The organism is Bacillus sp. BC08 (genome assembly GCF_054326875.1).
This window is the reverse complement of sequence record NZ_JBTGPA010000031.1, coordinates 704664-728194: the sequence shown is the minus strand read 5'-3', so window position 1 is coordinate 728194 and position 23531 is coordinate 704664. Positions and strand designations below refer to the sequence as shown.

General features: G+C 32.5%; 23 protein-coding genes. 15 read left to right on the top strand and 8 right to left on the bottom strand.

What is annotated here, in order from left to right:
• Positions 1–215: 215 nt before the first annotated feature.
• Together ACXVYO_RS14320 and ACXVYO_RS14315 are read left to right on the top strand one after the other, a co-directional pair.
• Positions 216–1322, top strand: a complete 1107-nt coding sequence (locus tag ACXVYO_RS14320) for a C45 family autoproteolytic acyltransferase/hydolase (protein ID WP_458467544.1) — start codon at positions 216–218, stop codon at positions 1320–1322.
• 66 nt (positions 1323–1388) lie between these two features.
• The gene (locus ACXVYO_RS14315) at positions 1389–1652 is read left to right on the top strand and encodes a hypothetical protein (RefSeq protein ID WP_458467543.1); all 264 of its coding nucleotides are present in this window, start codon (positions 1389–1391) and stop codon (positions 1650–1652) included.
• A gap of 102 nt (positions 1653–1754) precedes the next feature.
• On the opposite strand, the gene ACXVYO_RS14310 is transcribed toward ACXVYO_RS14315, so the two are convergent.
• Positions 1755–2657: a LysR family transcriptional regulator gene (locus ACXVYO_RS14310; protein WP_458467542.1), complete on the bottom strand. Its 903-nt coding sequence runs from the start codon at positions 2655–2657 to the stop codon at positions 1755–1757.
• A gap of 158 nt (positions 2658–2815) precedes the next feature.
• On the opposite strand from ACXVYO_RS14310, the gene ACXVYO_RS14305 reads away from it, so the two are divergent.
• The 4 genes from ACXVYO_RS14305 to ACXVYO_RS14290 all read left to right on the top strand — a co-directional run bounded on the left by ACXVYO_RS14305 (position 2816) and on the right by ACXVYO_RS14290 (position 8537).
• On the top strand, positions 2816–3502 hold the full coding sequence (locus ACXVYO_RS14305) for an MOSC domain-containing protein (RefSeq protein WP_242252921.1): 687 nt from the start codon (positions 2816–2818) through the stop codon (positions 3500–3502).
• Between the two features lie 261 nt (positions 3503–3763).
• Positions 3764–4648, top strand: a complete 885-nt coding sequence (locus ACXVYO_RS14300; RefSeq protein ID WP_458467541.1) for a GNAT family N-acetyltransferase — start codon at positions 3764–3766, stop codon at positions 4646–4648.
• Positions 4649–4993: 345 nt separating this feature from the next.
• Entirely contained in the window at positions 4994–6748 is a 1755-nt protein-coding gene (locus ACXVYO_RS14295) for an ABC transporter ATP-binding protein (RefSeq protein WP_458467540.1), read from the top strand.
• Positions 6741–8537 carry an ABC transporter ATP-binding protein gene (locus ACXVYO_RS14290; protein WP_458467539.1) on the top strand — a complete coding sequence of 599 codons (1797 nt, stop codon included), beginning with the start codon at positions 6741–6743 and terminating at the stop codon, positions 8535–8537. Before ACXVYO_RS14295 ends, ACXVYO_RS14290 begins: the two co-directional genes overlap by 8 nt.
• 733 nt (positions 8538–9270) lie before the next feature.
• Here the strand turns inward: ACXVYO_RS14290 and ACXVYO_RS14285 are convergent.
• Both ACXVYO_RS14285 and ACXVYO_RS14280 read right to left on the bottom strand, forming a co-directional pair.
• A complete protein-coding gene (locus ACXVYO_RS14285) occupies positions 9271–10056 on the bottom strand; it encodes a sulfotransferase family 2 domain-containing protein (protein ID WP_458467538.1) in 786 nt (261 codons plus the stop codon).
• Positions 10057–10671: 615 nt separating this feature from the next.
• Entirely contained in the window at positions 10672–10836 is a 165-nt protein-coding gene (locus ACXVYO_RS14280) for a hypothetical protein (RefSeq protein ID WP_087980415.1), read from the bottom strand.
• 102 nt (positions 10837–10938) lie between these two features.
• Between ACXVYO_RS14280 and ACXVYO_RS14275 the strand changes: the two genes are divergently transcribed.
• Positions 10939–11112 carry a hypothetical protein gene (locus ACXVYO_RS14275; RefSeq protein WP_458467537.1) on the top strand — a complete coding sequence of 58 codons (174 nt, stop codon included), beginning with the start codon at positions 10939–10941 and terminating at the stop codon, positions 11110–11112.
• 41 nt (positions 11113–11153) lie between these two features.
• Positions 11154–11279, top strand: coding sequence for a hypothetical protein (locus tag ACXVYO_RS14270; RefSeq protein WP_458467536.1), 126 nt, complete (start codon positions 11154–11156; stop codon positions 11277–11279).
• Between the two features lie 318 nt (positions 11280–11597).
• On the opposite strand, the gene ACXVYO_RS14265 is transcribed toward ACXVYO_RS14270, so the two are convergent.
• On the bottom strand, positions 11598–11858 hold the full coding sequence (locus ACXVYO_RS14265) for a hypothetical protein (RefSeq protein ID WP_061672984.1): 261 nt from the start codon (positions 11856–11858) through the stop codon (positions 11598–11600).
• Between the two features lie 283 nt (positions 11859–12141).
• Between ACXVYO_RS14265 and ACXVYO_RS14260 the strand changes: the two genes are divergently transcribed.
• Positions 12142–12879 (top strand): N-acetylmuramoyl-L-alanine amidase, encoded by a 738-nt coding sequence (locus ACXVYO_RS14260; RefSeq protein ID WP_458467535.1) that lies wholly within the window; start codon positions 12142–12144, stop codon positions 12877–12879.
• 238 nt (positions 12880–13117) lie between these two features.
• On the opposite strand, the gene ACXVYO_RS14255 is transcribed toward ACXVYO_RS14260, so the two are convergent.
• On the bottom strand, positions 13118–13702 hold the full coding sequence (locus ACXVYO_RS14255; RefSeq protein ID WP_458467534.1) for a LysE family transporter: 585 nt from the start codon (positions 13700–13702) through the stop codon (positions 13118–13120).
• Positions 13703–13761: 59 nt separating this feature from the next.
• Between ACXVYO_RS14255 and ACXVYO_RS14250 the strand changes: the two genes are divergently transcribed.
• Positions 13762–14376, top strand: coding sequence for a helix-turn-helix domain-containing protein (locus ACXVYO_RS14250; protein ID WP_458467533.1), 615 nt, complete (start codon positions 13762–13764; stop codon positions 14374–14376).
• A gap of 404 nt (positions 14377–14780) precedes the next feature.
• On the opposite strand, the gene ACXVYO_RS14245 is transcribed toward ACXVYO_RS14250, so the two are convergent.
• Complete coding sequence (locus tag ACXVYO_RS14245) at positions 14781–15350, bottom strand: BclA C-terminal domain-containing protein (protein WP_458467532.1); 570 nt, start codon at positions 15348–15350, stop codon at positions 14781–14783.
• A gap of 210 nt (positions 15351–15560) precedes the next feature.
• Between ACXVYO_RS14245 and ACXVYO_RS14240 the strand changes: the two genes are divergently transcribed.
• Positions 15561–16265, top strand: a complete 705-nt coding sequence (locus ACXVYO_RS14240) for a DUF4183 domain-containing protein (protein ID WP_458467531.1) — start codon at positions 15561–15563, stop codon at positions 16263–16265.
• Between the two features lie 60 nt (positions 16266–16325).
• Here the strand turns inward: ACXVYO_RS14240 and ACXVYO_RS14235 are convergent, their stop codons facing one another.
• Positions 16326–16616, bottom strand: coding sequence for a DUF4183 domain-containing protein (locus ACXVYO_RS14235; protein WP_001121646.1), 291 nt, complete (start codon positions 16614–16616; stop codon positions 16326–16328).
• Positions 16617–17069: 453 nt separating this feature from the next.
• On the opposite strand from ACXVYO_RS14235, the gene ACXVYO_RS14230 reads away from it, so the two are divergent.
• Complete coding sequence (locus ACXVYO_RS14230) at positions 17070–18260, top strand: exosporium glycoprotein BclB-related protein (protein ID WP_458467530.1); 1191 nt, start codon at positions 17070–17072, stop codon at positions 18258–18260.
• 622 nt (positions 18261–18882) lie between these two features.
• On the opposite strand, the gene ACXVYO_RS14225 is transcribed toward ACXVYO_RS14230, so the two are convergent.
• Entirely contained in the window at positions 18883–19515 is a 633-nt protein-coding gene (locus ACXVYO_RS14225; RefSeq protein WP_458467529.1) for a cupin domain-containing protein, read from the bottom strand.
• Positions 19516–19728: 213 nt separating this feature from the next.
• Between ACXVYO_RS14225 and ACXVYO_RS14220 the strand changes: the two genes are divergently transcribed.
• The 3 genes from ACXVYO_RS14220 to ACXVYO_RS14210 all read left to right on the top strand — a co-directional run bounded on the left by ACXVYO_RS14220 (position 19729) and on the right by ACXVYO_RS14210 (position 23502).
• Positions 19729–21261: an SMI1/KNR4 family protein gene (locus ACXVYO_RS14220; RefSeq protein WP_458467528.1), complete on the top strand. Its 1533-nt coding sequence runs from the start codon at positions 19729–19731 to the stop codon at positions 21259–21261.
• Between the two features lie 83 nt (positions 21262–21344).
• Positions 21345–22655: a phytoene desaturase family protein gene (locus tag ACXVYO_RS14215; RefSeq protein WP_458467527.1), complete on the top strand. Its 1311-nt coding sequence runs from the start codon at positions 21345–21347 to the stop codon at positions 22653–22655.
• Positions 22633–23502, top strand: a complete 870-nt coding sequence (locus ACXVYO_RS14210; RefSeq protein ID WP_458467526.1) for a sigma-70 family RNA polymerase sigma factor — start codon at positions 22633–22635, stop codon at positions 23500–23502. Before ACXVYO_RS14215 ends, ACXVYO_RS14210 begins: the two co-directional genes overlap by 23 nt.
• Positions 23503–23531: the final 29 nt, after the last annotated feature.

The following is a 23531-nucleotide window of genomic DNA, read 5'->3' as shown; positions in this document are numbered from 1 at the left end:
TAAGCGGCTTCAATATAGATTTATTCCAAAATAAAGTAGTTTAATTTGAAATAAATCTATTACGTTAATAGCAACAAGGGTCTAGTTTTCTATCAAATAATTATTAGTAGAGATATTAAAACAGGATGACATTAAGGGGGATAGTAAAAAACATCAAGAATGAATAAAATCCTTTTAGTATGATATGGATATAATCAATGAGAGGGGGAAATGTGATGTATGAAGTGAAGGGGTACTTTTCATCATTAAAAGGAAGTCATTATGATATTGGAAGGCAACAAGGAGAGTTTGTGAAAAGTCATCCGTATCTCATTCCACAATTTATACAACAAGAACATTTAGTATCAGAAAACTATTGGACGGAATCTAGAAATATATTAAATCAATATTGTTCTGGAATTAATGAAGAAATTGAAGGTTTTTGTGAAGTGTTGAAAATTCCTTCTAAACATATGATGTATTATTACCAAACACTATTAAAAGCAGGATGTAGTCATTGTGTCGTATTACCTAAAAAGACAGTTTCAAAGCACACATATGTATTAAGAAATTATGATTTGTCGCCAAAAATAGATGATATGCGTTTTTGCTCAACACATGTTGAAGGTGCATATGTGCATAGTGGCTTTTCTACTCAATATTTCGGGCGAACAGAAGGAGTTAACGAGCATGGGTTATCTGTTACATTTTCAGCATGTGGTCAACCCGTAGGAAATATTGAAGGCTTACGAAAGCCAGTGTTAAGTGGTTTACAATGTTTTGCGGTAATTCGAGTATTATTGGAGAAGTGTAAAAATGTGCAGGAGGCGATATCACTAGTTGATGAAATGCCAATTGCAAGTAATATTAATCTAATTGTAGCAGATCCTTTAGACGCAGCGCGTATTGAAATATATGACGGTTTTAAATCAATAACCACAATTGATGAGGAAAGCCATGATTTTATCGTATCAACAAACCATGCGATTAGTGTACCTATCCAAAAATTGAATAATAGAAGATTAGAACAATCCACAAACAGATATCACACATTGTATGAATATTTAAATCAAAATGAACTAGTGAGCATGAAGTCTTTAAAAGGATTAGTAGAAAAAGAGTATCCTACTGGGCTGACAGTACATAATTATGAAGAATGGTTTGGAACTTTGCATTCTGTCTTATTTGATTTGCATAATCGTACAATGAATATTTGCTTCGGATCTCCACTATTTAACGACTGGTACTCATTGAAAGTTGGAGAGAGCCTATCCTTTTCTAAGGTGAATGTGAAATTTAATAATAAAACGTATACTGACTTTTGGAGAGAAGAATGCTATTAATTGATTCAAGAAGAATAAATGAGATAAAATGGTAATAGTAAGGTGTATATACGGGAGGGATTGCCATTGCTAAAAGTAATGTTACCGATTGTTCTTATCTTATTTGTTGCCGTTTCAATGTATATTACTTATGAAAAAAGAAAAAAAGCAGGGGTAAAAGGATTGAAGAGTGCGTTAACTTCAATTTGTTTCTTTACACTAGCAATCTTAAATTTGCTTGCATATTGGTTTCACTTTGGCGGTATTTTTATTTGGTTAATTTCAATTGTTTTATTACTAGTGGGGGCATATTTTACGAAATATATTCCAATATCTAAAAAAGTACATTGAAATTTATTTAAGTTTAAAAGTTATGTTGTATTTTGTTTTGAAAAGAGATTATTCTACTAGAGCGTTGTGAAACGGTTTTATAGGATAATCTCTTTTGTTCGTTTAGCTTTGTAAAGAACGGACTGTTCTTTTTAGTTGTTCAATAAATTCTCGAGTTGCAGCACACATATATTTATCTTTTCTATAAATAAGTCCAATTTCTATTGTTGGGGTAGGATCTTCTATTTTAATTGCTTGAATGTTTTTATTTTGTAAAAAGTCTATATACGGTTTTGGTAATACGGTAATTCCCATTCCTTTTGAAACCATTTGGATTAAAGATTCCATCGTACTAATTTCTAAAATTGGTTTTGGTTTAAAGTTAAATTTTTGACAATGAGATGTAATTAGTTCGGTTAAAAAGAAATTTTTAGGTAAAAGAATTAAAGGGTAGTTCTGTAATTCAGCAATAGATACATGATTACGTTCAGCTAATTGATGATCGGTTGGTACGACTAATGTAAGTTCACTTTTGTATAGAGGGATAGAAATAATCTCCTTATCTTGCACCGGGAGAAATGTAATGCCAATATCTAGTTCGTTTTGTAATAATTTTTCACGAATATCTCCTGTACGAAGCCCTAATACAGAAAGCTCTATATTGGGATATGAATGATTAAAATTCAATATAGCTGGTGGTAGTAAATAATTTACGACGGTTAACAAAGATCCAATTGTTAAGGTACCTTGCTGTAATCCGTTTAAGTCTTGAATGGCGGAACGAGCTTGTTCAACTTCATGAAAAATGGTTTTACTATGTAATAATAAAATCCTTCCTGCGTCAGTTAAAGATATTTTTTTACCAATGCGATCGAAAAGCGGCATGCCTATTTCATGTTCTAATGCACGTATTTGCTGACTTAGAGAAGGCTGTGAAATATTTAATTTCTCAGCTGCTTTTGTGAAATGTAATTCTTTTGAAACAGCTAAAAAATATTCAAGTTGTCGTAATTCGATTGGGATCACCTCAAGTTTAATAATAGGTTATACCTATCATTATTATATAAATAATAGGATTGAACAATGGTTTTTCGGGTTTTATAATCATCTTTATATAACAGAGATAGTTGTGAAAATAAATTGAGTGAGAAAATTCATGTAACACCTTTAAAGGAGGAAATAGAATGACTAATGAATATCAATTATTATCTTTAAATATAGGGTTACCAAAAGAAGTTACATACGGAGGAAAGGTAATTCATACAGGTATAAATAAGAAACAAGTAAAGGAAGCGGTGTTTTTATCCTTTGTAAAATTTAATGGGGATGGCCAGGCGGACTTAGTTCATCATGGTGGAGTAGATAAAGCGGTGTGCGTATACTCAGGAGAACATTATGGATATTGGGAAAAAGAGTTGCATCAAGACCTTGTGTATGGAGCATTCGGAGAAAATATAACAATTAGTGATATGCGTGAAGAGGATGTTTGTATTGGTGATACATTTCAAATTGGAGAAGCAATTGTACAAGTAACACAGCCAAGGCAACCTTGTTTTAAATTAGCTAAGAAATACAATATTCCAAAGTTACCACTGTATTTTCAAGAAACAGGATATACAGGATTTTATTTTCGCGTATTAAAAGAAGGATGGGTATCACCTGTTGATTCGTTAAAGTTACTGAAGTCTGATCCGAAAGGTGTAACAGTGGCATTTGCTAATCGTATCATGCATAAGGAAAAACAAAATATAGAAGGATTAAAAAGGATCTTAGATGTTCATGCACTTTCTACAAGTTGGAGACGAACATTTGAAAAGCGAATGAAGGGAGAAGAAATTAACACGCAGGAGAGACTAGAAGGAAAAAAATAATAAAAAAATATTTTTTATAAATGGTGCATTTCTATTAGTAAAAACGACTTAGAAAGCACTATTTTTATATAATAAACTTATTAATATTCAAAAATCCTAATATTGTTTTATTCGACTTATTTTCGAATAGTCGAAACATAAAATTAATTAGACTTTTTTTTTATATTTTATGATAGTATATTGATTGGTAAGACCTATTACATTAAGAGCAGGTTATATAACTAAATCTAATTTGATGGAATTAACGTATGGAGGGACAACATGGGGAATGTTGAAATTTTTGAAAAACTTCTTTTAGAAGAACCGAAAAGAGAGCAGTTATTTCCTTTATTTGAAGAAGTGTTTGGAATTACAATTCAAACATTGAATGATTTTTCAGAGAGAGGTTATTGGGATGATACATACAAAGCTTTATCATTTTTACATGACGATAAAGCGATTGCAAATGTTGCGGTATTTTCGCTACCATTGCTAGTAAATGGTGAAAGAATAAATGCAGCAGGCATTCAATCGGTAATGACTCACCCTAATTTTCGTAGACAAGGACTCATGACACAATTAATAAGTAAAATGATAGAAGAAATTGATAAGAAATGTGAATGTACATTATTGTTTACGGAAAAACCTGAACTATATGCATCATTTGGGTTTAAAGTTGTGCAGGAGTATTTGATGACTGTTCTATATGATAAAAAGAATAATAATGATTCCTTGCTTAGAAAGTTAGATTATTATATGGAAGAGGATAGAAAGTTAATACATGAAACTATTGATAGTAGCCAAAGACTTTCAAATAATTTTTCAACATTAAACTTCCATCCTTCGTTTTATTTGAATATGTATGATTCGGGATGGAATGAGAAATTGTATTATTCAGAGAAACTAGATGCCCTAATTGTGTATGAAGTACATAATGAAAAGTTGAAATTATATGGAGTATTTGCACCAGTAATTCCAGTTTTAGATGAAATATGCGAGGAAATCGCTGAAAGATTTACAGAAATCGAATTTTACTTCTCTCCAGATCAACTAGGGATTGAGGATGTACAGTTTTCAGAATTACAGTCTAGTAAGTATTTAATGGTTCGAAGTAATAAAGAGTTAGATTTTAATGGTTATAAATTCCCTGTATTAACAGAGTTCTAATTGTTTATATAGATATTTTTGATGGGGAGTATATAAGTATAAATACTATTTAAATAGGTATATATGTGAAGTCCACCTGTAAAAAATGAATTTAAAAATAAATTTTGCAGTTTAAATTATATAGAGAAAAACCGTATTCTTTCAATTTAAGAATACGGTTTTTCTAATTGCGTAATATAAAGCACATTTATTGACCGAAAAGTCATTAATGCGTATCATTTAATAATGTTAAATATTAATTTACATAATATAATAGGAATAAGAAAGAAATTACAAATTACATCGCTTACATAAGGAGGGATATGAATTATTCAGTGGTAATTTCATGGAAAAAGGAGATTATGTATGAAATCATTTCGTAAGTTATTACAGTATTTAAAACCATACATGTTCTTCGCTATAATTGGACCGCTATTTATGGTACTTGAGGTTGCGATGGACTTAATTCAACCGACTATTATGCAACATATTATTGATGTTGGGATAGCAAATCGGGATTTGAATTATGTAATAAAGATGGGGCTTCTTATGATAGGAGCAGCAGCACTCGGTTTAGTTGGAGGACTTGGGTGTATGATGTATTCTACAAAAGCAGCTGTTAATTTCGCTACTGACATACGAAAAGATGTTTTTGCGAAAATTGAAACATTTTCTAGCGAAAATCGTGATTCGTTCGGAACTGGAAAGTTATTAACGATTGTGACAAATGATATTACTTCTATTCAAGCGGCGATGACGATGACATTACGTGTTCTTGTTCGTGGTCCTTTGTTATTTATAGGAAGTATAATAATCGTTTTTGTAACAGCACGCGAGTTATTTCCTATATTACTTATAGTTGTTCCAATTTTATTACTTGCGATTATTTTCATTGCAAGTAAAGCAAGCGGGACGTTCAAAAAAGTACAAGAAGCATTAGATAAAGTGAATACAAAGTTACAAGAAAATTTATCTGGAGTACGTGTTATTAAAGCGTATGTAAGACAAAAATATGAAATCACTCAGTTTGGAAAAGTGAATACAAATTTAACGAAGATAAATATTCGAGCGGTGCAGCTTATTTCTATAATGATGCCAATCATTATGTTAGTTGTAAGCGGCGGGATTGTCGCAGCATTATGGATTGGTGGAGAAAAAGTATTTGATGGAACGCTTCAAGTAGGAGCTATATTAGCGTTTATAAACTATTTGAATATTATTTTAATGTCACTTATGTCTATAAGTATGGTATTTATGCAAATTGCGCGAGCATTTCCATCTGCGGATCGTGTACAGCAAGTTTTAAATACTGAGGTTGATATTACGACAGAAATAAATGCGGTTGCACCTAAGCAAATCGTGGGACAAATTGACTTTAAAAATGTTAGTTATAGTTACACGAAAAATAATGAATATGTTTTAAAAGATATTTCATTTAACATATGTAAAGGTGAAAAAGTAGGAATTATCGGTTCTACAGGAAGTGGTAAAACTACTTTAGCAAAACTATTACCGCGTTTATACGATGTTGATCAAGGGGAAATATGCATTGATGGAATCAATGTTAGAGCATACGATTTACAAAAACTTCGTGCTTCGATCGGGTTTGTACCTCAAAAGGCATTGTTGTTTTCGGGTAGCATAGAAGAGAACTTACGTTATGGTAAAGAAGATGCAACGAATGACGAACTTGAAGTAGCGGCTTCATCAGCTTGTGCGACTGAATTTATTAATAAGCTGGAAGATTCATATCAACATCATTTAACACAGGGTGCGACGAATTTATCAGGTGGACAAAAACAACGTGTATCCATTGCAAGGGCACTTGTGAGAAAGCCATCCATTCTTATATTAGATGATTCTACATCAGCAGTTGATGCGAAATCAGAATCTAACATTCAATCGGCATTAAGAACAGAATATAAAGGAACAACAACATTATTAATCGCATCTAAAATCTCATCTATAATAGATGCTGATAAAATTCTCGTTTTAGATAACGGTGAATTAGTTGGTGATGGTACACATGAAGAACTGCTAGAACAATGTGAGGTATATCAAGAAATTTATCTTTCCCAAGGTGGTAATTTAAATAAAGAAGGTGGGAAAGAACATGCGTAATTTTCAAGGGCAATTTGCTAATAAAGGTGGGCGTAACGCATCTAAGGTGGGTAAAGCTAAAAATACGAAAGGAACTGTAATGAGAGTATGGAACTATATGGGGTACCAAAAGGCTGCTCTTACGTTCGTTATATTTTTAGTATTTGTTACGACGTTACTTGGGCTATTAGGTCCGTATTTAATGGGAGTAATTATAGATCAATATATTGTACCGAAAGATTTAAGCGGTACGGCGAGAATGTGTTTGTTACTTATCGCGATTTATGGTGTAACAGTATTGTTAACTTGGTTACAAACATTTGTCATGGTTAATGTTGCATTAAAAACGATACAAAAAATACGACAAGATATTTTTGAGAAAATCCAAACGCTTTCTTTACGGTTCTTTGATGTACGTTCGCAAGGGGATTTAATGAGTCGTGTGACAAATGATATAGATAATTTGAATCAAGCGTTAACACAAAGTGTTGTACAAATTATTTCATCAGCATTAACCTTTATAGGTGTAACGATTGCGATGTTCGCATTAGATTGGATATTAGCGATTGTTACTTTAATTACAGTACCTATTATGTTTTTCGTTACAAAAAAACTAGTTACTTATAGTGGAAAAAACTTTGCAAAGCGTCAAAAAGATTTAGGAGAATTAAATGGTTTTATTGAGGAAGCTATAACAGGAGCGGATGTTACAACATTATACGGGAAAGAAAAAGAAACCGTACAAAATTTCAATAAAATTAATGAACAACTTAGAATTTCAGCTACGAAGGCGGATACATTTTCAGCTTTTATTTTTCCGAGTATGAACTTTATTAATAACTTAGGTATGGGACTTGTAATTGGGACTGGATCAATTATGGTTTTAAATGGAATGACAACAGTAGGTGTCATTGCGGCTTTTATTAATTATTCCCGTCAATTCTCAAGACCACTCAGTCAATTCGCAACTTTAATGAACACGATTCAAGCGGCAGTTGCTGGTGGAGAGCGTGTCTTTGAAATTATGGATGAAGTACCAGAAATTCAAAATAAAAAAGATGCGTTCGTTGTACAAAATTTACAAGGGCATGTTGCACTTGAGAATGTTTCATTTGGTTATGAGGGAAATAAAACGATTTTAAAAGAAGTGAGTCTTAAGGCACAGCCAGGGGAGACAATTGCTTTAGTTGGTCCCACTGGATCGGGCAAAACAACAATTATTAATTTATTAACTCGCTTTTACGATATACAGCAAGGGAAAATTCATATCGATGGAAAAAGTATAAAAGATTATGAAATGAATTCGTTGCGAAGTAAAATAGGAGTCGTTTTACAAGATACGTATTTATTTGCTGGGACGATTATGGATAATATCCGTTATGGTCGACTAGATGCAAGTGATGAAGAGGTAATCAATGCAGCTAAGGCAGCATCTGCACATTCTTTTATAAGGCATTTACCGAATCAATATGAAACAAAAATCGCTTCAGAAGGATCGAATTTAAGTCAAGGACAAAAACAACTTCTTGCGATTGCAAGAGCAATTTTAGCAGATGCAGATATATTAATTCTCGATGAAGCAACATCAAATATTGATACGAGAACAGAATTACAAATTCAAGAAGGACTAAATAATTTAATGAAAGGTCGAACAAGTTTTGTAATCGCTCATCGACTGAAAACGATTGAAAAAGCAGATCAAATCCTTGTTATAAAAGATGGAAGTATTTTTGAAAGAGGGAATCACGAATCTCTTATGGAAGATAGAGGGTTTTACTTTGATTTGTATACGAGTCAGTTTAAAATTTAATAAAAACTTTGATATGATGCGGTTTCTCTAGGAAAGAGAAACCGTATTTTTATATTTGTAAACATTATTATCCAAATAGTTGTTCACTAAATGTTGTAACTGCGTATTCTTGTATCCAAGGTAAAACATGCGTAAGGTTATGAAAACACCTTTATGACCCAATTGTTTACTTGTAATTTTTGGATGTAAAAATTGTACAAAAAAAGTGTTGCATGAGTATGACGTAAACCATGAAATCCACCGTGACAACCCCATGTACCTCTTTTGGGGCTAACAACAAAATCACAATCTATATACGCTTGACCAAGTATTAATTTATCAGTGTTTATTAAAATTTTATGTTTTTATAATGCTTAAATTGTTTCTTCACCAATTGGGACTAATCGTTTGGAACTGGAAGTTGTTGTATCTAATACCAGTTGATTATCGGGGTTTAAAGTTTGACTAATAACGCGTAAAAAAGCGCTCATTATGAGTTTTTTTTGTTTGTATATAATAGTGAAATAATTGAACTTTGATTATATACAATGGCGGTGGAACAAATAGAGCCAATGACGGCAACCTTAACGAGTATTTCAAGTTATATTTATACGTTTTAATAAATAATAGAATTTGAATTTTATTAAAAAAAGACACTGCTTCCAGTGTCCTAACTTACTACGAGAGTTTTATGAGGAAACTTAAATAGGTGAATTTAAGCTTCTCTATAATATATGAAACTGCAATTAGAAAATCACTTATTTTTTAAAGGAGTTAATGGGTAATTGTACGTGCTAAAATCTTTATTAAAAATATCTTGTACTAATTGGATTGTTTCATGATCATAAAAACTATCGTACGTTGGGAGGCGTGGGAATAAAGGGTCAGTAATATCAGCATCTGCAAAATTACCCCTAAAAATCGCCCTGTCTTTCTGATGATGCCATGATTTGGTTAGTATTTGTAAAGGAGAAGTTTTTAATTGATATGTTTGTTCTAAGCGCACAATTTCAGTAGAGAAATTTTCAAGGTAGATATACTTTGTAACAAAATCTTCCTCACCTGGTTCATATTGCTGCATTAAATGTGGATCTACTTGTTCTAAATCTATCATTTGCGCTTTTAAATAGTAGAGAAAGATTTTAAATGAAATAGGCTTATTACAAAATTCATTACCATAATAAAAATTCCGAATAGGATTCCATGCTGGGTTTTCTATGTGAGGGGGGGCAATTAGTGAAAAGAATGAACTTACAGCTCTTGTATAGGGGTTTCTCACTAATTTATAGGAATCTTTTCCGTTTGTATATAAAGCTGCAGCTAGTTCAATAAAGTAGTCGGAGGAGTTTTTGTATACTTCATTTTCATAATTATGGATGAAGGAATCGTATTTTATGGCTTGTTTAAATAAATTTATTTGATAAAAAAACCAATGTGCAAGTGAAGTGCAGCCACTTTTCTGACTCCAAAATAAAATCAAAGGGAAGTTAGAGTTAAAGTGCGGAACGCGTCCGTATTTAATAATATTCGCAAAAGACATAGTTAGCCTCCATTCAGTTATGTCAATTATTTTTAATTTATGAATAAACAACTTGGCATATGAACAAGAGAAGAGGAGTAGAATAGATAATTTAATAACAATATAACTTTGAAATGAAAGCGTTATTTTATAGGGATATGAAAAGAGTACACAAAAAATGTGTACTCATAACAATTTAAATTATTTTAAGGACTATGATTAAAAGGAAAAATATGTAATAACATCGATAAATTTGGGGTATATGTAAATATTATGAATTTATTCATGTAAATAAAACTCAACAAAATAATCCTTTTTTCATAAACAAAAAGGCGGTTGTTTCCGCAACCACCTTTTTATAAAATAAAGCACTTTTTCAGAAATAAAATATGAATGATTTCTGAAAAGGTTATAGGATTTAATCCTATTTTCACAACTCAAGTGACGAGCTTAATTTTTAAGAAAGGAATGACTACATTATATGAAAGCTTGTCTAAAAAGGGGTTCATATAAAAAACAGCTAGCAAAAGCTAACTGCTCGGTTCTTCAAGGAGGAACAGAGGGAAAATCTAATGTCATCTGCATTATTGACGGAATATTAAATTTTATTTAAGGGAGGGGTACTAATTATGTAGGTTACGTGAGAAGTCCTATTAACATCCAGGCTGCGCCGATCAGAATTAAAGTTTCGAAGGTAATCCAAAACTTTCTTTTTTCTGTTTTTTGAAATTCTTTAATTACAGAAAATACGGCACTTATTCCTACAAGAGTGAAAAGAGCGATTCGGATTGTTTCAGTCATTTTCATCACCACCTTTTATTTGAATAGTTTAATTATATATTAATTTCCATTTTGTAGAAACATAATAAAATAATCCTTTGAAAAGAAAGTGAGGTTAAAAAAATGGAGGGTAACGTAAAGCTTTTAGGTGATGATGGGATGTTAGGGATGGAGTTCAAGGAAAGAACAATTCGTGTTTATAACAGAGAAGACGATGTGATGGAATTATTTTCTACGAGAGTGCAGACTCAAGATGTCATCGATTTTTTTGAAGAATGTAAAAAGGAAATGAAGTAAAAGTTCAACAGAGAAGATCGATAGGAGGGGAACCGTATCGTATGAATCAATTTTCATTTTTTGAAGACATCGATGAAAAGGAGATGCGAAGACTTGTGGTGAAAGAGCTGAAAAACTACAAAGCATTGTGCGTCCGGATGAAAAATCAAGAAGAGCAGGAAAATTAGCGAAGAGAGCGTGTTTATAAGCTAGTATGTTTATATCTTGAAAAACTAGTTAAGCAAGGAGAAATAAAGGAAGTAAAAAGAAGCAGAAGAAAAAGATATAGAAAAAGATAATTCTGTAAAAAGCAACCATTTGGGTGCTTTTTCTTTTACACAAAACAAACGAACTCAATGAAAAAAACAGCGATATATGAGATTTTTATACTAGTCAGTTTGAAATTTAATATAGTGCGGTTTCTCTAGAAAGGAGAAACCGCACTATATTAAATCTGTAAAGATAATTAAAAATATAGAGTTGGATTTTTTAAGATACATGAATTGTTAGCAAAAACTAGCAACTTCAGTGACAGGTGGAAGAAATAATTTACGTGGTATTGTAATAATCTCAAGAGCCATCTGAGCTGAATAGAGAAGTATTGGAGTTAATTCTAAAGCGTGAGTTAATAATAATATAAAGCTTGTTAGGATTGCAAAGCTCCCCCAAAAGAAACTTTTTGAAATGTTACGGAAATCTTTTATTAAGGAAAAGAAAGAAACAAATGCTGTAACAAAGAGAATCAAAAATTTATATTTATCAGCCATTAAACCCCTCCTAAAGAACAGTAGCTTATATTATAACGTATTTTTATGTATTATAATAAAAAGATTTCGAAATAAATAGTTTAAATGCGTAAAAACCGCAACTAAAAAATATTAGTTGTGGTTTTTATTTATGAGTCCTTTGTTTTAGAGAATAGATAATCTAGAATTAAAAATTTAAAAATAGATTAGTGCCCTTATTATTGTTTGCTGGAGCTTTACTGGATATTTGACCGGACAATAAGACGAGCTTTGAATATATTAATAAAAAAGGGGATGTTGAACAATGGCTATATATAGTTTACATGGAGGTCACAATAGTATTGTACAGGGTGCAAATTATGGGAATCGGAAAGAACATATTATGGATCGCCAAGTTAAGGATGCAGTTGTTGCTAAATTAAGAGCATTAGGGCATACAGTTTATGATGATACTGATGAAGTAGGGACAACACAAGCGCAAAATTTAAATAACATTGTATCTAAAACAAACTCACATGATGTAGACTTAGTAGTTTCATTTCATTTAAACTCATATGATACGAATGCTAATGGTGTTGAAGTACTGTATTATGACCAACAAGCTTTATCAGCAAAGATAGCAGCGCAACTTTCAAAAGATATTGGCTGGTCAAATCGTGGTGCAAAGGAACGAAAAGACCTTTATGTGTTATCGAAAACGAAAGCACCTGCAATCTTAATTGAACTTGGATTCATTGATAATGAAGCAGATATGGCAAAATGGAATCCAGATAAGATTGCTAATTCAATTGTGTATGCATTAACTGGGCAATCTGGTGGGACAACTCCGCCATCTAAACAAAATATTATCCAATCCGGTGCTTTCTCACCATATGAAGTTCCTGAAGTTATGCAAGCTTTAAATTCAGTTAAAATGACAGCTAAATTTATTTTACAGCCTGATGGATTAACATATTTTATTTCTGATCCAACATCAGATGATCAATTAAATGGTATGAAAGGCTGGCTTGATCGCAAAGGTTGGTGGTATGAAGTTAAGTAAAGGTTCTAGTTTAGTAGAACAGAATGTTTAAAAAATGATAGGACATAAAAAGAGGATTACTTATTATGAGTAATCCTCTTTTTATAATTTTATCTTGTATAAATAGGATTAGATATAGGAGACTTCTACCTTGAAAATTGATAAGTATTGCATGTAAGTGGGATATTAATTGGGCATCTTAGCAAAATTTTTAAAACATACTTTTAAAAAGAAAAGAAAAGAAATGTAGAATTCGAATTTAATTGACTACAATTGAAATAGCACTGAAAACTAATAAAACGGCCATAATGATGTTAAAAGATTTCGTATGTTTTAATAAAAGTTTTTGGAACATGGAACCAAATAAGCTCCAACTAAATGTACTCATTAACCCGACTACACCTAGAAATAATGAGAAGAGTAGAAAACTTGAATATGAATTATAGTAAGGGAGAATAAAAGTTGACACTACAGTCAGGCCGAATAGTATCCCTTTTGGATTAACAAATTGAAGAAAAACTCCCACTGTAAATAAGTTTTTATTATGTTTTTTATGGGAATCTGTACTAGTTTTACTAGTGAGTATTTTAAAAGCTAAATATAGCATATATGCTACACCTAAAATTTTTAAAGGCAATTCGATTATGGGTAGGATATTAATTAGTACAATATTAAAGAAGCTACATAAGGAAGTGAGGAAGAAAAATCCGAAAGCTACTCCAAAACAAAATTGCATACTCCTTTTTAAACCATGTTGATTGGCGTATGTCATAGCTAAAAAATTGTTAGGTCCGGGTGTGAAGCTACTTATAAAAACAAATAACAAAAAAGAAAATATAGGCATTTCAAAACCCCCTAAATATTTAGTGTATGTTATAATGACCGAAAAGAACAATATAACGTGTGCTCTTTATTATACATAACGGTCGTTATATTGTATATAGTGTAGGAGTGTTTCTTATGGAAGAAATTCAACTTATTTTGGCGAAAAATTTAAAAACAATACGAGAGAAAGAGAAAATGAGTTTGGAAAAGGTCTCGCAATTAACAGGTGTGAGTAAAACGATGATTGGACAAATTGAACGAGGAGAGTCAAGTCCAACATTAACAACGATATGGAAAATTGCTAATGGTTTGAAAGTGTCTTTTACTTCTTTAATCAATGATCCGCAACCAGATACGAAAGTTGTTTTACGAAAAGACGTTCAAGTATTATCAGAAGACAATGGGAGATATAAAGTGTATCCTTCTTTTCCTTTTCAAGATGATAGGAACTTTGAAATCTATACGGTTGAAATTGAAACAGAAGGAAAATTAAGTTCGGAAGGCCATAAAGAAGGGACTGAAGAATTTATAACGGTGTTTGAAGGGGAATTGATAATTGAAATAAATGATTGTCAATATACATTAAATAGCGGAGATGCAATTCGCTTTAAGGCGGATAGACCGCACTCTTATTATAATTACGGAAGTACGCTAACACGGTTAAGTATGACCATTTATTATCCAGCTGCATAAACTTACAATTGCATCAAGAATATAAAGAAATGTGTGTTGATAAACCATCTATAAGAGATGGTTTTATTTTATTAATTCATAAAAAAAGACACTCTTTTGAGTGTCAACATAGTATTGCTCTCGCGTATAGGATTGGAGTATGTTTCTCAAATACGTTTTGAGATGGTTCGCATTTGGGAAACTGTCTTCTTATTCAATGTAACATTGGCAGAGAGAAGTGTAAATTGATAATGTATATACGGAAAATTTAGTATAGATGCTTACTACTATGAATATAGTACAAATTATTTTTTTGCTTAATCACTGTCGTGAAATTATTGAAATATTATTAGCTTTAGGAATGACGTAATAGTTACTACTTTAGCAGCTAAGAAAGTTTATTATAAAAAAGAATGAATCATTTATTAATCGATTCGTATAATTGTTAAAGAGGCACCTGTTGAACCACCTCCAACTAAATTAACTATGGATAATACGCCGAATAGTTGAAGGGAAATTGTATTACCGGCAAATAAATTGGTTATTAAATTATTATTATAATTTGAAGTTGATATTGCGGGTGAAAAAATAGATCCGGGAAGTGGAGTCGAAGAGTTTAATAGTAGCCTTGTACCAGCAAGTAGAGAAGTTGTTGTATTAATTTGATAGGTTAAATAATATCTTCCAGTAACAGGAATTGTATATATATCATTTGTAGCGTTCACTGTAAAATTACCGAGACTTTGGTTATTAGAAAGTGGAATATTGGTCCCACCTAATATGATTGAGATGGGACCACCTAATGTATTATTAGCGAACATAGAGTTTGTTGTAATAATGGGTCCAGTAATGCCTGTAGGTCCAGTAATACCTGTGGATCCAGTAATGCCTGTAGGCCCAGTAGGACCTGTAAGTCTGTATGGAAGAATAATTTCAAGAGCCAGTGATAATAGTTCTTTTTTCATTTTTTCATTCTTATCTTGAATATAAATCACCTCATTTTTAAATTAGAACGTCACCGATTTAGTATTTTGAAATGGAACTATCATTTTATTATATTATTACTACTAGTTATAGCAACGGTAAAAAGTTTACTATATGTAAAAATCATTTGAGAATGAAAAAAGTAGTTATGAAATTTTTCTAAAATGATAGATGTATTATTTTGCTAAGTAGTAAACAAAAATGTGGAACGAGGTATTAAAGTGAAGCGAGATAATAAATTATCAATAAATAAAGCTATGATAGAACCTGAAAACATTGGACCTACGTTTCCAGTTCTTCCCCCAATTTATATTCCAACGGGTCCAACGGGTTTAACGGGAATGACCGGTCCGACGGGTCCAACGGGTTTAACAGGATCACCGGGAGTAACAGGTGCGACAGGTTTAACGGGATCACCGGGAGTAACAGGTCCAACGGGTTTAACGGGATCACCGGGAGTAACAGGTCCAACAGGTTTAACGGGATCACCAGGAGTAACAGGTCCAACGGGTTTAACAGGATCACCTGGAGTAACAGGTCCAACGGGTCCAACGGGTTTAACGGGATCACCGGGAGTAACAGGTCCAACGGGTTTAACAGGATCACCGGGAATAACAGGCGCGACAGGTTTAACAGGGGCAACGGGTCCAACTGGAGTTATTGGTCCCATAACAACAACTAATTTATTATTTTACACTTTTGCAGATGGAGTAAAATTTATATATACAGATTCAGATGGGATAGCTCAATATGGTACAACTCACATCTTATCTCCTGATGAGGTTTCCTATATTAATTTGTTTATTAATGGAATACTTCAACCACAACCATTTTATCAGGTTAGTACTGGTCAGTTAACTTTATTGGATGATCAACCACCATCACAAGGTTCATCAATTATTTTGCAATTTATCATTATTAATTAAAAAAGACAGATTCTTAAATAAAAAGAATCTGTCTTTTTGTTTTACATTAAAGTAGTTAAACTAAGTGACGATAAATTCGATTGTAATTGGAATTCCGCCGTCTAATGCATCTCCGCCAGGAATTGTAATAGCACCAGTAGGTCCAGTAGTAATACTGGAGTTCACACTAGGTTGAAGAATGCCGTTTACATAAAAGTTGTAATACGTAAAAGTTGGAAAAGCAGTTGCAGTAGTACCAGCATCGTTTAAACAAGCTGTAGCAGCAATTGCAAAAGCTGCACCTGTTCCTGTTCCAGCTCCTAGTGTAGATGTAAATCTTCTAGATGCCATAAATGGTTGGATGATTGGCAATTCATTCTCACCCCCTATATTAATTTTTGGAACGAAGTATAGAATAACTTGTCCGATATATTGTATGAGAGTTTTCTATAATAGAAACGGCTTCTTAATTATTGAGAGAACATAATTTTAGTAAAGATATTGTTACTTATCTGAAAAGATGGTGTTGTTACTTATTGGTTATATGCAAATGCTTAGTTTAAATATTTAAATTAAAATGTGCTTTTGGACCTAAGAGATAAACGTGGAAAAATAAAATAAACTCGTAAGTTTAGGTGTTTAATCTAAGCAGTCAATTATTAAAAACATATAATTAATATGTGAGTCATGAACATAATTAAATAACGTTTTTTCAGTTTAATTATTATTCATGTTTCCTATTTTAAGTGAATGAAACCTATACACAATTTTATAGTTCTTATAATAGGAAAACACTCAAATATAAAATAAGTAAGGAGGAAATAAATGTCACATAACAATTGTTTTGGTCATAACAACTGTAATAATCCAATTGTTTTCACTCCAGATTGTTGTAACAATCCACAAACGGTTCCAATTACTAGCGAACAATTAGGAAGATTAATAACTTTACTAAACTCTTTGATTGCGGCTATTGCAGCGTTTTTTGCAAATCCAAGTGATGCAAACAGATTAGCTTTACTCAATTTGTTTACTCAACTATTGAACTTACTAAATGAATTAGCACCTTCTCCAGAAGGGAATTTCTTAAAACAATTAATTCAAAGTATTATTAACTTACTACAATCTCCTAACCCAGACCTAGGTCAATTACTTTCTTTATTACAACAATTCTTCAGTGCTCTTGCACCATTCTTCTTCTCTTTAATTATTGATCCTGCAAGCTTACAACTTCTATTAAACTTATTAGTTCAACTAATTGGTGCTACTCCAGGAGGTGGCCCAACAGGTCCAACAGGTCCAACAGGTCCAGGAGGCGGAGCAACAGGAGCAACAGGAGCAACAGGCCCAACAGGAGCGACAGGAGCAGGAGTAACAGGCCCAACGGGAGACACAGGAGCAACAGGAGCGACAGGCCCAACAGGAGACACAGGAGCAACAGGCCCAACAGGTCCAACAGGAGACACAGGTCCAACAGGAGCAACGGGAGCAACAGGATTAACAGGAGCAACGGGAGCAACAGGTGGCGGAGCTATTATTCCATTCGCTTCAGGTACAACACCATCTGCGTTAGTTAACGCAGTAATAGCTAATACAGGAACTCTTCTTGGATTTGGATTTAGTCAGCCTGGTGTAGCTTTAACTGGTGGAACTAGTATCACTTTAGCGTTAGGTGTAGGTGATTATGCATTTGTAGCACCACGAGCAGGAACTATTACGTCGTTAGCAGGTTTCTTTAGTGCAACAGCTGCATTAGCTCCATTATCACCTGTACAAGTGCAGATACAAATATTAACTGCACCAGCAGCAAGTAATACGTTTACAGTACAGGGAGCGCCTCTATTATTAGCACCAGCATTTGCTGTAATAGCGATTGGTGCTACAGCATCGGGAATCATACCTGAAGCTATTCCAGTAGCTGCTGGAGATAAAATACTGTTATATGTTTCATTAACAGCAGCAAGTCCAATAGCTGCAGTTGCTGGATTTGTAAGTGCAGGTATTAATATCGAATAACTTGTGGTAATGTATTCTGTATATAGCCCTTCCTAACTTTTTAGGAAGGGCTATATTTTATGGGAAAATAGGTGATAAATCAATTGAGAAATTTCTTATTGTTAAGTTGTTATAAAAGGAAAAACAAAATGTATGATTTACACTTTATTGTTTATGGAATAAGTTATGCAGTTTAAAAAATTACCTATAAATAAAAAAAGATGAATTCTATTAAAAATAGAATTCATCCATAAAATAAATTTATATACTAGGGAAGTAAATTATTTATCGTGATCATTGAAATATTAGTGTTCAAATTAGTAATAAACTATTTGTTTTTATTGCAGTTACATCCTTTTTTCTTTACATAGCCTTGCTCAGCTAAATCTCTTTGCGATTGGGAATTGGAAGATTGAGAATTCGAAGACTGAGAGGATGTTGATGAACTACTATTTTTATTATGAGAGTAGTTTTTTCGATAGTTATAATTACTCATAGTACTATCACCTCCAATTAAATATATAAATATTATATGTATGTACTCTATTAATTGTTACGATAAAAAATAGGAATGTAGGGTATACAATAAAAAATCTCCTACGTATTTTCCGAGGAGATAATGATGATCTTTTCATGATATAGATTAATATCCCCAGTAGAGAGGGAAATAATATGAATCTTGGTAATATAAATTTTGTTGTGGATTAGGAGGTTGAGTTGCAGGGTTTTTCGTTCCGCGGTTTTTATTACAATTTGCTGGAGGGCCAATTACTGTAGTGGATTGAATGGGGGATACCGCTTGTTTCCATTGTTGTTCATCGAGACAGTAAGTATGAGCCATTATATTAGCGGGAGTTAATCTTAAAATATCAGAACCAAAAATAACTTCTGGCGTTGGGGCGTCGAAAATAGCTAATAAATGAGTACCATCTGCTGTAGCAATTTCATAATGCCACCACGCTTTTGGAATGTTGGCAACTTGCCCTGGTTTTATCGGTAAGTTTAATATTTGATTTGTAAAAGGATTCAGTAAAGAAACAACAGCAGATCCCGAAATACAGTAAACAAGTTCAGCTGCATTTTGATGAATATGCGGCTCTACAACATTTCCTGTACTTAAAAAAATATCTAATAAAGAAGTACTTTCTAATGTATTTAATTGTTTTACGCCAAGTACGTTTATATAATTTTGGGCATCTTTCTTAAAAAAATTACTTTTACTTAAATCATAGGTGAAATTAGTTGAGGGAGAAGTGTAGTCGATACTAGAAGTCATTTGTATTACCCGCCTTTCTTATATTTTCATGCAATTTGAATTTAGGATATGAGTCTAGTTACTGAAATGTGAAAGCGTTACTGAAAGTGATAAAATTGTTCGTTGGTATGCAATATAATTATAATAGTTTCATTGCGAAAAAAGGTGCTGTTAATTACAATTAATGTAAAAGATAGCGCTTTTTTAATTTGTATTATAAGGGGAGTGCAGAAGATGAATCATACTATTTTAAAAGAGTTGGAAGTTGAATTAAAAAATTACTTTCAACCGTTTTTGAATGCGCCTGCAACAATAGAAGAAATTCAAGATGCTGAAAATGAAATGGGAATTGCGTTTCCAGATGAATTAAGTAATCTTTATCTTGCACATAACGGTGAGGATAAATCAGGACCAGGGTTATTTTTTGGTTTACCATTTCTTTCATTAGATCAAGTTTTGGATGAGTGGAGAATGTGGAAAAAAATTGAAAATAATGATTTTTTTAATTTTGATGCATTTTCAATACCAGCAGAATGTATTAAGGAAAGATATGTGAATCACAATTGGATACCTATTAGTAAAGATTATGGCGGTAATAATATAGGAATAGATGTTGACCCAGATGAAAAGGGGAAAGTGGGACAAGTTATTAATTTTGGACGAGATGAAGAAGTAAAATATGTAATTGCAAATAGAATTTCAGACTTGTTACTATTTATTGTACAAACGCTAAAAAATAAAAATTTCACCATTCACCAAGAAGAAGACTATTTATATTGGAGTTATGGCGCTAACGATAATATACATTTTTTAGACGCTTTATTTAATATTGAATTACCTGTTTTACATCCTCAATTAATATTTCAATCTGAAAAAAACATTAATGATTGGTACGATAGTTTAGATGAGAATTGGAGAAATATAGTGGGTCCACCTGAATGTGCAGGCAAGTTTATGAGGGAGAAGAGATTATATTTAGGTGGAAATGGATTAGTAGATATAAGTCCATTACTAATGTGTACAGAAGTGAGAGAACTAATTTTATCTGGAAATGAAATTCAAGATTTAGCAGGATTAGAACAAATGAATGCTTTAAAGAAGTTATATTTGGTTAATAACCCAGTTCAAGATTTAACTCCAGTATTACACTTGCAACACTTACAAGAAATGAGTATAAAGAATACGAAGATAAATACTCTATCGGCACTTGTAGAAATATCATCATTAAAGAAATTAGACATTTCACATACTAGTATTCAAGATTTTTCATTATTACCGAAGTTTCAAAATTTAGAATCTCTTACAGTACATATTTCAAATTGTGAGCAGCTCTACGCAATTTCAAAAGTAGACTCTTTAAAGTATTTATATATTTTAGGTTTAGAAAATGTTAGTGAACTGGATTTACTTGTTTTGCAAAATTTAAAAAAATTAATATCAATTGAATTTGAAAATAGCACCATTTTTAATTTAAATTGTTTACAACACAATTCATCAATTCGAAATATAAAGTTGACAGATACAAAGGTAAAGGATGCATCGGCATTAGGTAAAATGAAAGGACTAAAGGAATTAGAGTTAGATGGCGCAACAATTAATAACCTTGAAACGATTTGTTGTTCTCATTCATTAAAAATATTTACAGGATCGTTTGAACAATTTTATATGTTAAAAGACTCATTTGATAGAAAAATAGATTTTTCAAAAATAATAGGAGAAATGAATGAAGAAGAAAGAGAAATTTGGCATCAGCATGTAATGGATTAGAAAATAAATTATGTATTACTGAATGTCACATCCCTCGTTAATCGTTCGTCTTGTATGTAGAACGGAAAAGGAGGGATTTTGTTATGAAAAATTTGGATGTAGTAATTGTTGGTGGTGGGCTTGCTGGATTAACAGCATCGATATACTTAGCGAAAGCTGGAAGGAAAGTGATTGTATTAGAAAAGTCCAATCACTTAGGTGGTCGAGGGATGACTATAAATAAAAAGGGCATTTGTATGAATCTTGGTGCACATGCTTTATATAGAGGTGGAGAAGCGTTTAAAACTTTTCATGAGTTAGGTATAAATCTTCCTGGTGGAATCCCATTTACAAAAGCACATGGAATATGGAAAGAGGATATTTTCACCATCCCAACAGATTTTCGCTCAATTTTATCAACACCGTTACTTTCATGGTCTGCAAAAGTACAGTTCTCTCGTCTAATGATACATTTAGGAAAATTAGATGTAGGAAAAGTTCCGAAAATGAGCCTAACTACATGGGCAGAAAATGAAATTAAAGATCCAATGGTTCGAAATATATTTTATGCATTATGCCGAACAACAACATATACGTATGCTCCTACAATACAATTAGCATCTTCAGTATTAAAGCAAATACAGCTTTCTATGAAAGAAGGAGTACTTTATGTAGATGGTGGTTGGGAGACGATAATTACAAATTTAAGGGATATTGCAAGTACTAGTGGTGTGCAATTTCTAGCTAAAAAGAATGTGTTGAAAATAGAGTGTTGTGAAGGGAAACAAAGAATACAATGTTTTGACGATGAAGTATTTGAAGCAGGTGCGGTCATTGTAACAACTCCGCCGAAAGAAGCTTGTAAAATTATAAAAGGTGCAGAGGGAACAAGTTTGCAAAAATGGAGTGAACAATCTATACAAGTGACCGCGGCAGCGTTAGATATCGGTTTAAAACATTTACCGAATTCTTTGCATCATTTTGCATTGGGATTAGATCAGCCTATATTTTTCACAAATCAATCGAGAGCAGCTAAATTAAGTGAAGATGGATCAATTGCAGTGAGTCTAATTAAGTATCACAATCCTATGCTAGAGCTGAATCATATTCAAGAAGATAAAAAACAGTTAGAAAATACAATGGAATTGTTACATCCGAATTGGCAAAGAGAAGTTGTTACACAGCAATATTTACCGAAAATATCGGTAGTACATGATTTTCCTCATATTGACCGTGTTGAAAACCCTGGTCCTAATATACCTGAAATGCCAGGTGTTTATGTTGCAGGAGATTGGGTTGGGCATGATGAAATATTAGCTGATGCTGCGGTAGCAAGCGGAAAACGTGCAGCGTTACACATTTTAAAGCAATCCGAAAGTGAGGCAGTTCATCATGGAAGAGGAGCAATTATATGAAACGTATCAATCATTATTATTTTCGTTAGCATACCGAATACTTGGGAGTGTTATGGATGCTGAAGATATTGTCCATGACGTATTTATATCGCTTAATAATATGGAGGATATTCACTCTATAGAAAATATGAGAGCTTATTTATGTAAAATGGTAACAAACCGCTCAATTGATAAATTACGTTCGGCAGCACATAAACGGAACATATATGTCGGAATGTGGTTGCCAGAGCCATTTGTGGAAGAGATTGATGATCCATCAGAGTCATTTGTAATGAAAGAATCAATTTCTACAGCATATTTATTACTTTTACAACAACTGACTGAGGTAGAGAGGGTTGTTTTCATATTAAGAGAGGTTTTTAGTTATGATTACGAAGAAATCGCTTCAATTGTTGATAAGAGTAGTGTGAACTGCCGGAAAATCTTTCAACGTGCACGAAAAAGTATTTTGGATAAGCCGAAGCAGTCAACATTAAGTACGAAGAAGATGGCTGCTTATGTGGAGAAATTTGTATCATCATTGCAGTGTGGGGATACACAAGGCATGTTAGAAGTATTAAAAACAGATGTGATATTAAAAGCTGATGGTGGTGGTAAAGCTACAACTGCAATCCATCCAATCTATTCTGCGGATAGAATTATACGTTTATTCTTTGGAATTGGGAAGAAGTTCCCGGAAGAGTACAATGTTGATTATAAGATGGTAAATGGTGCCCCAGGGGTTATTGTTAAAGTAAATAATAAAGTGACTTATGTGCTTTCATTTTCATTTGAGAATGAAAAAATTTCAAACATTTATATGATGGTTAATCCTGAAAAACTTATGCACTTAAATGTAACAGTATAAAAAAAGACGCATTTCTTTAGAAGTGCGTC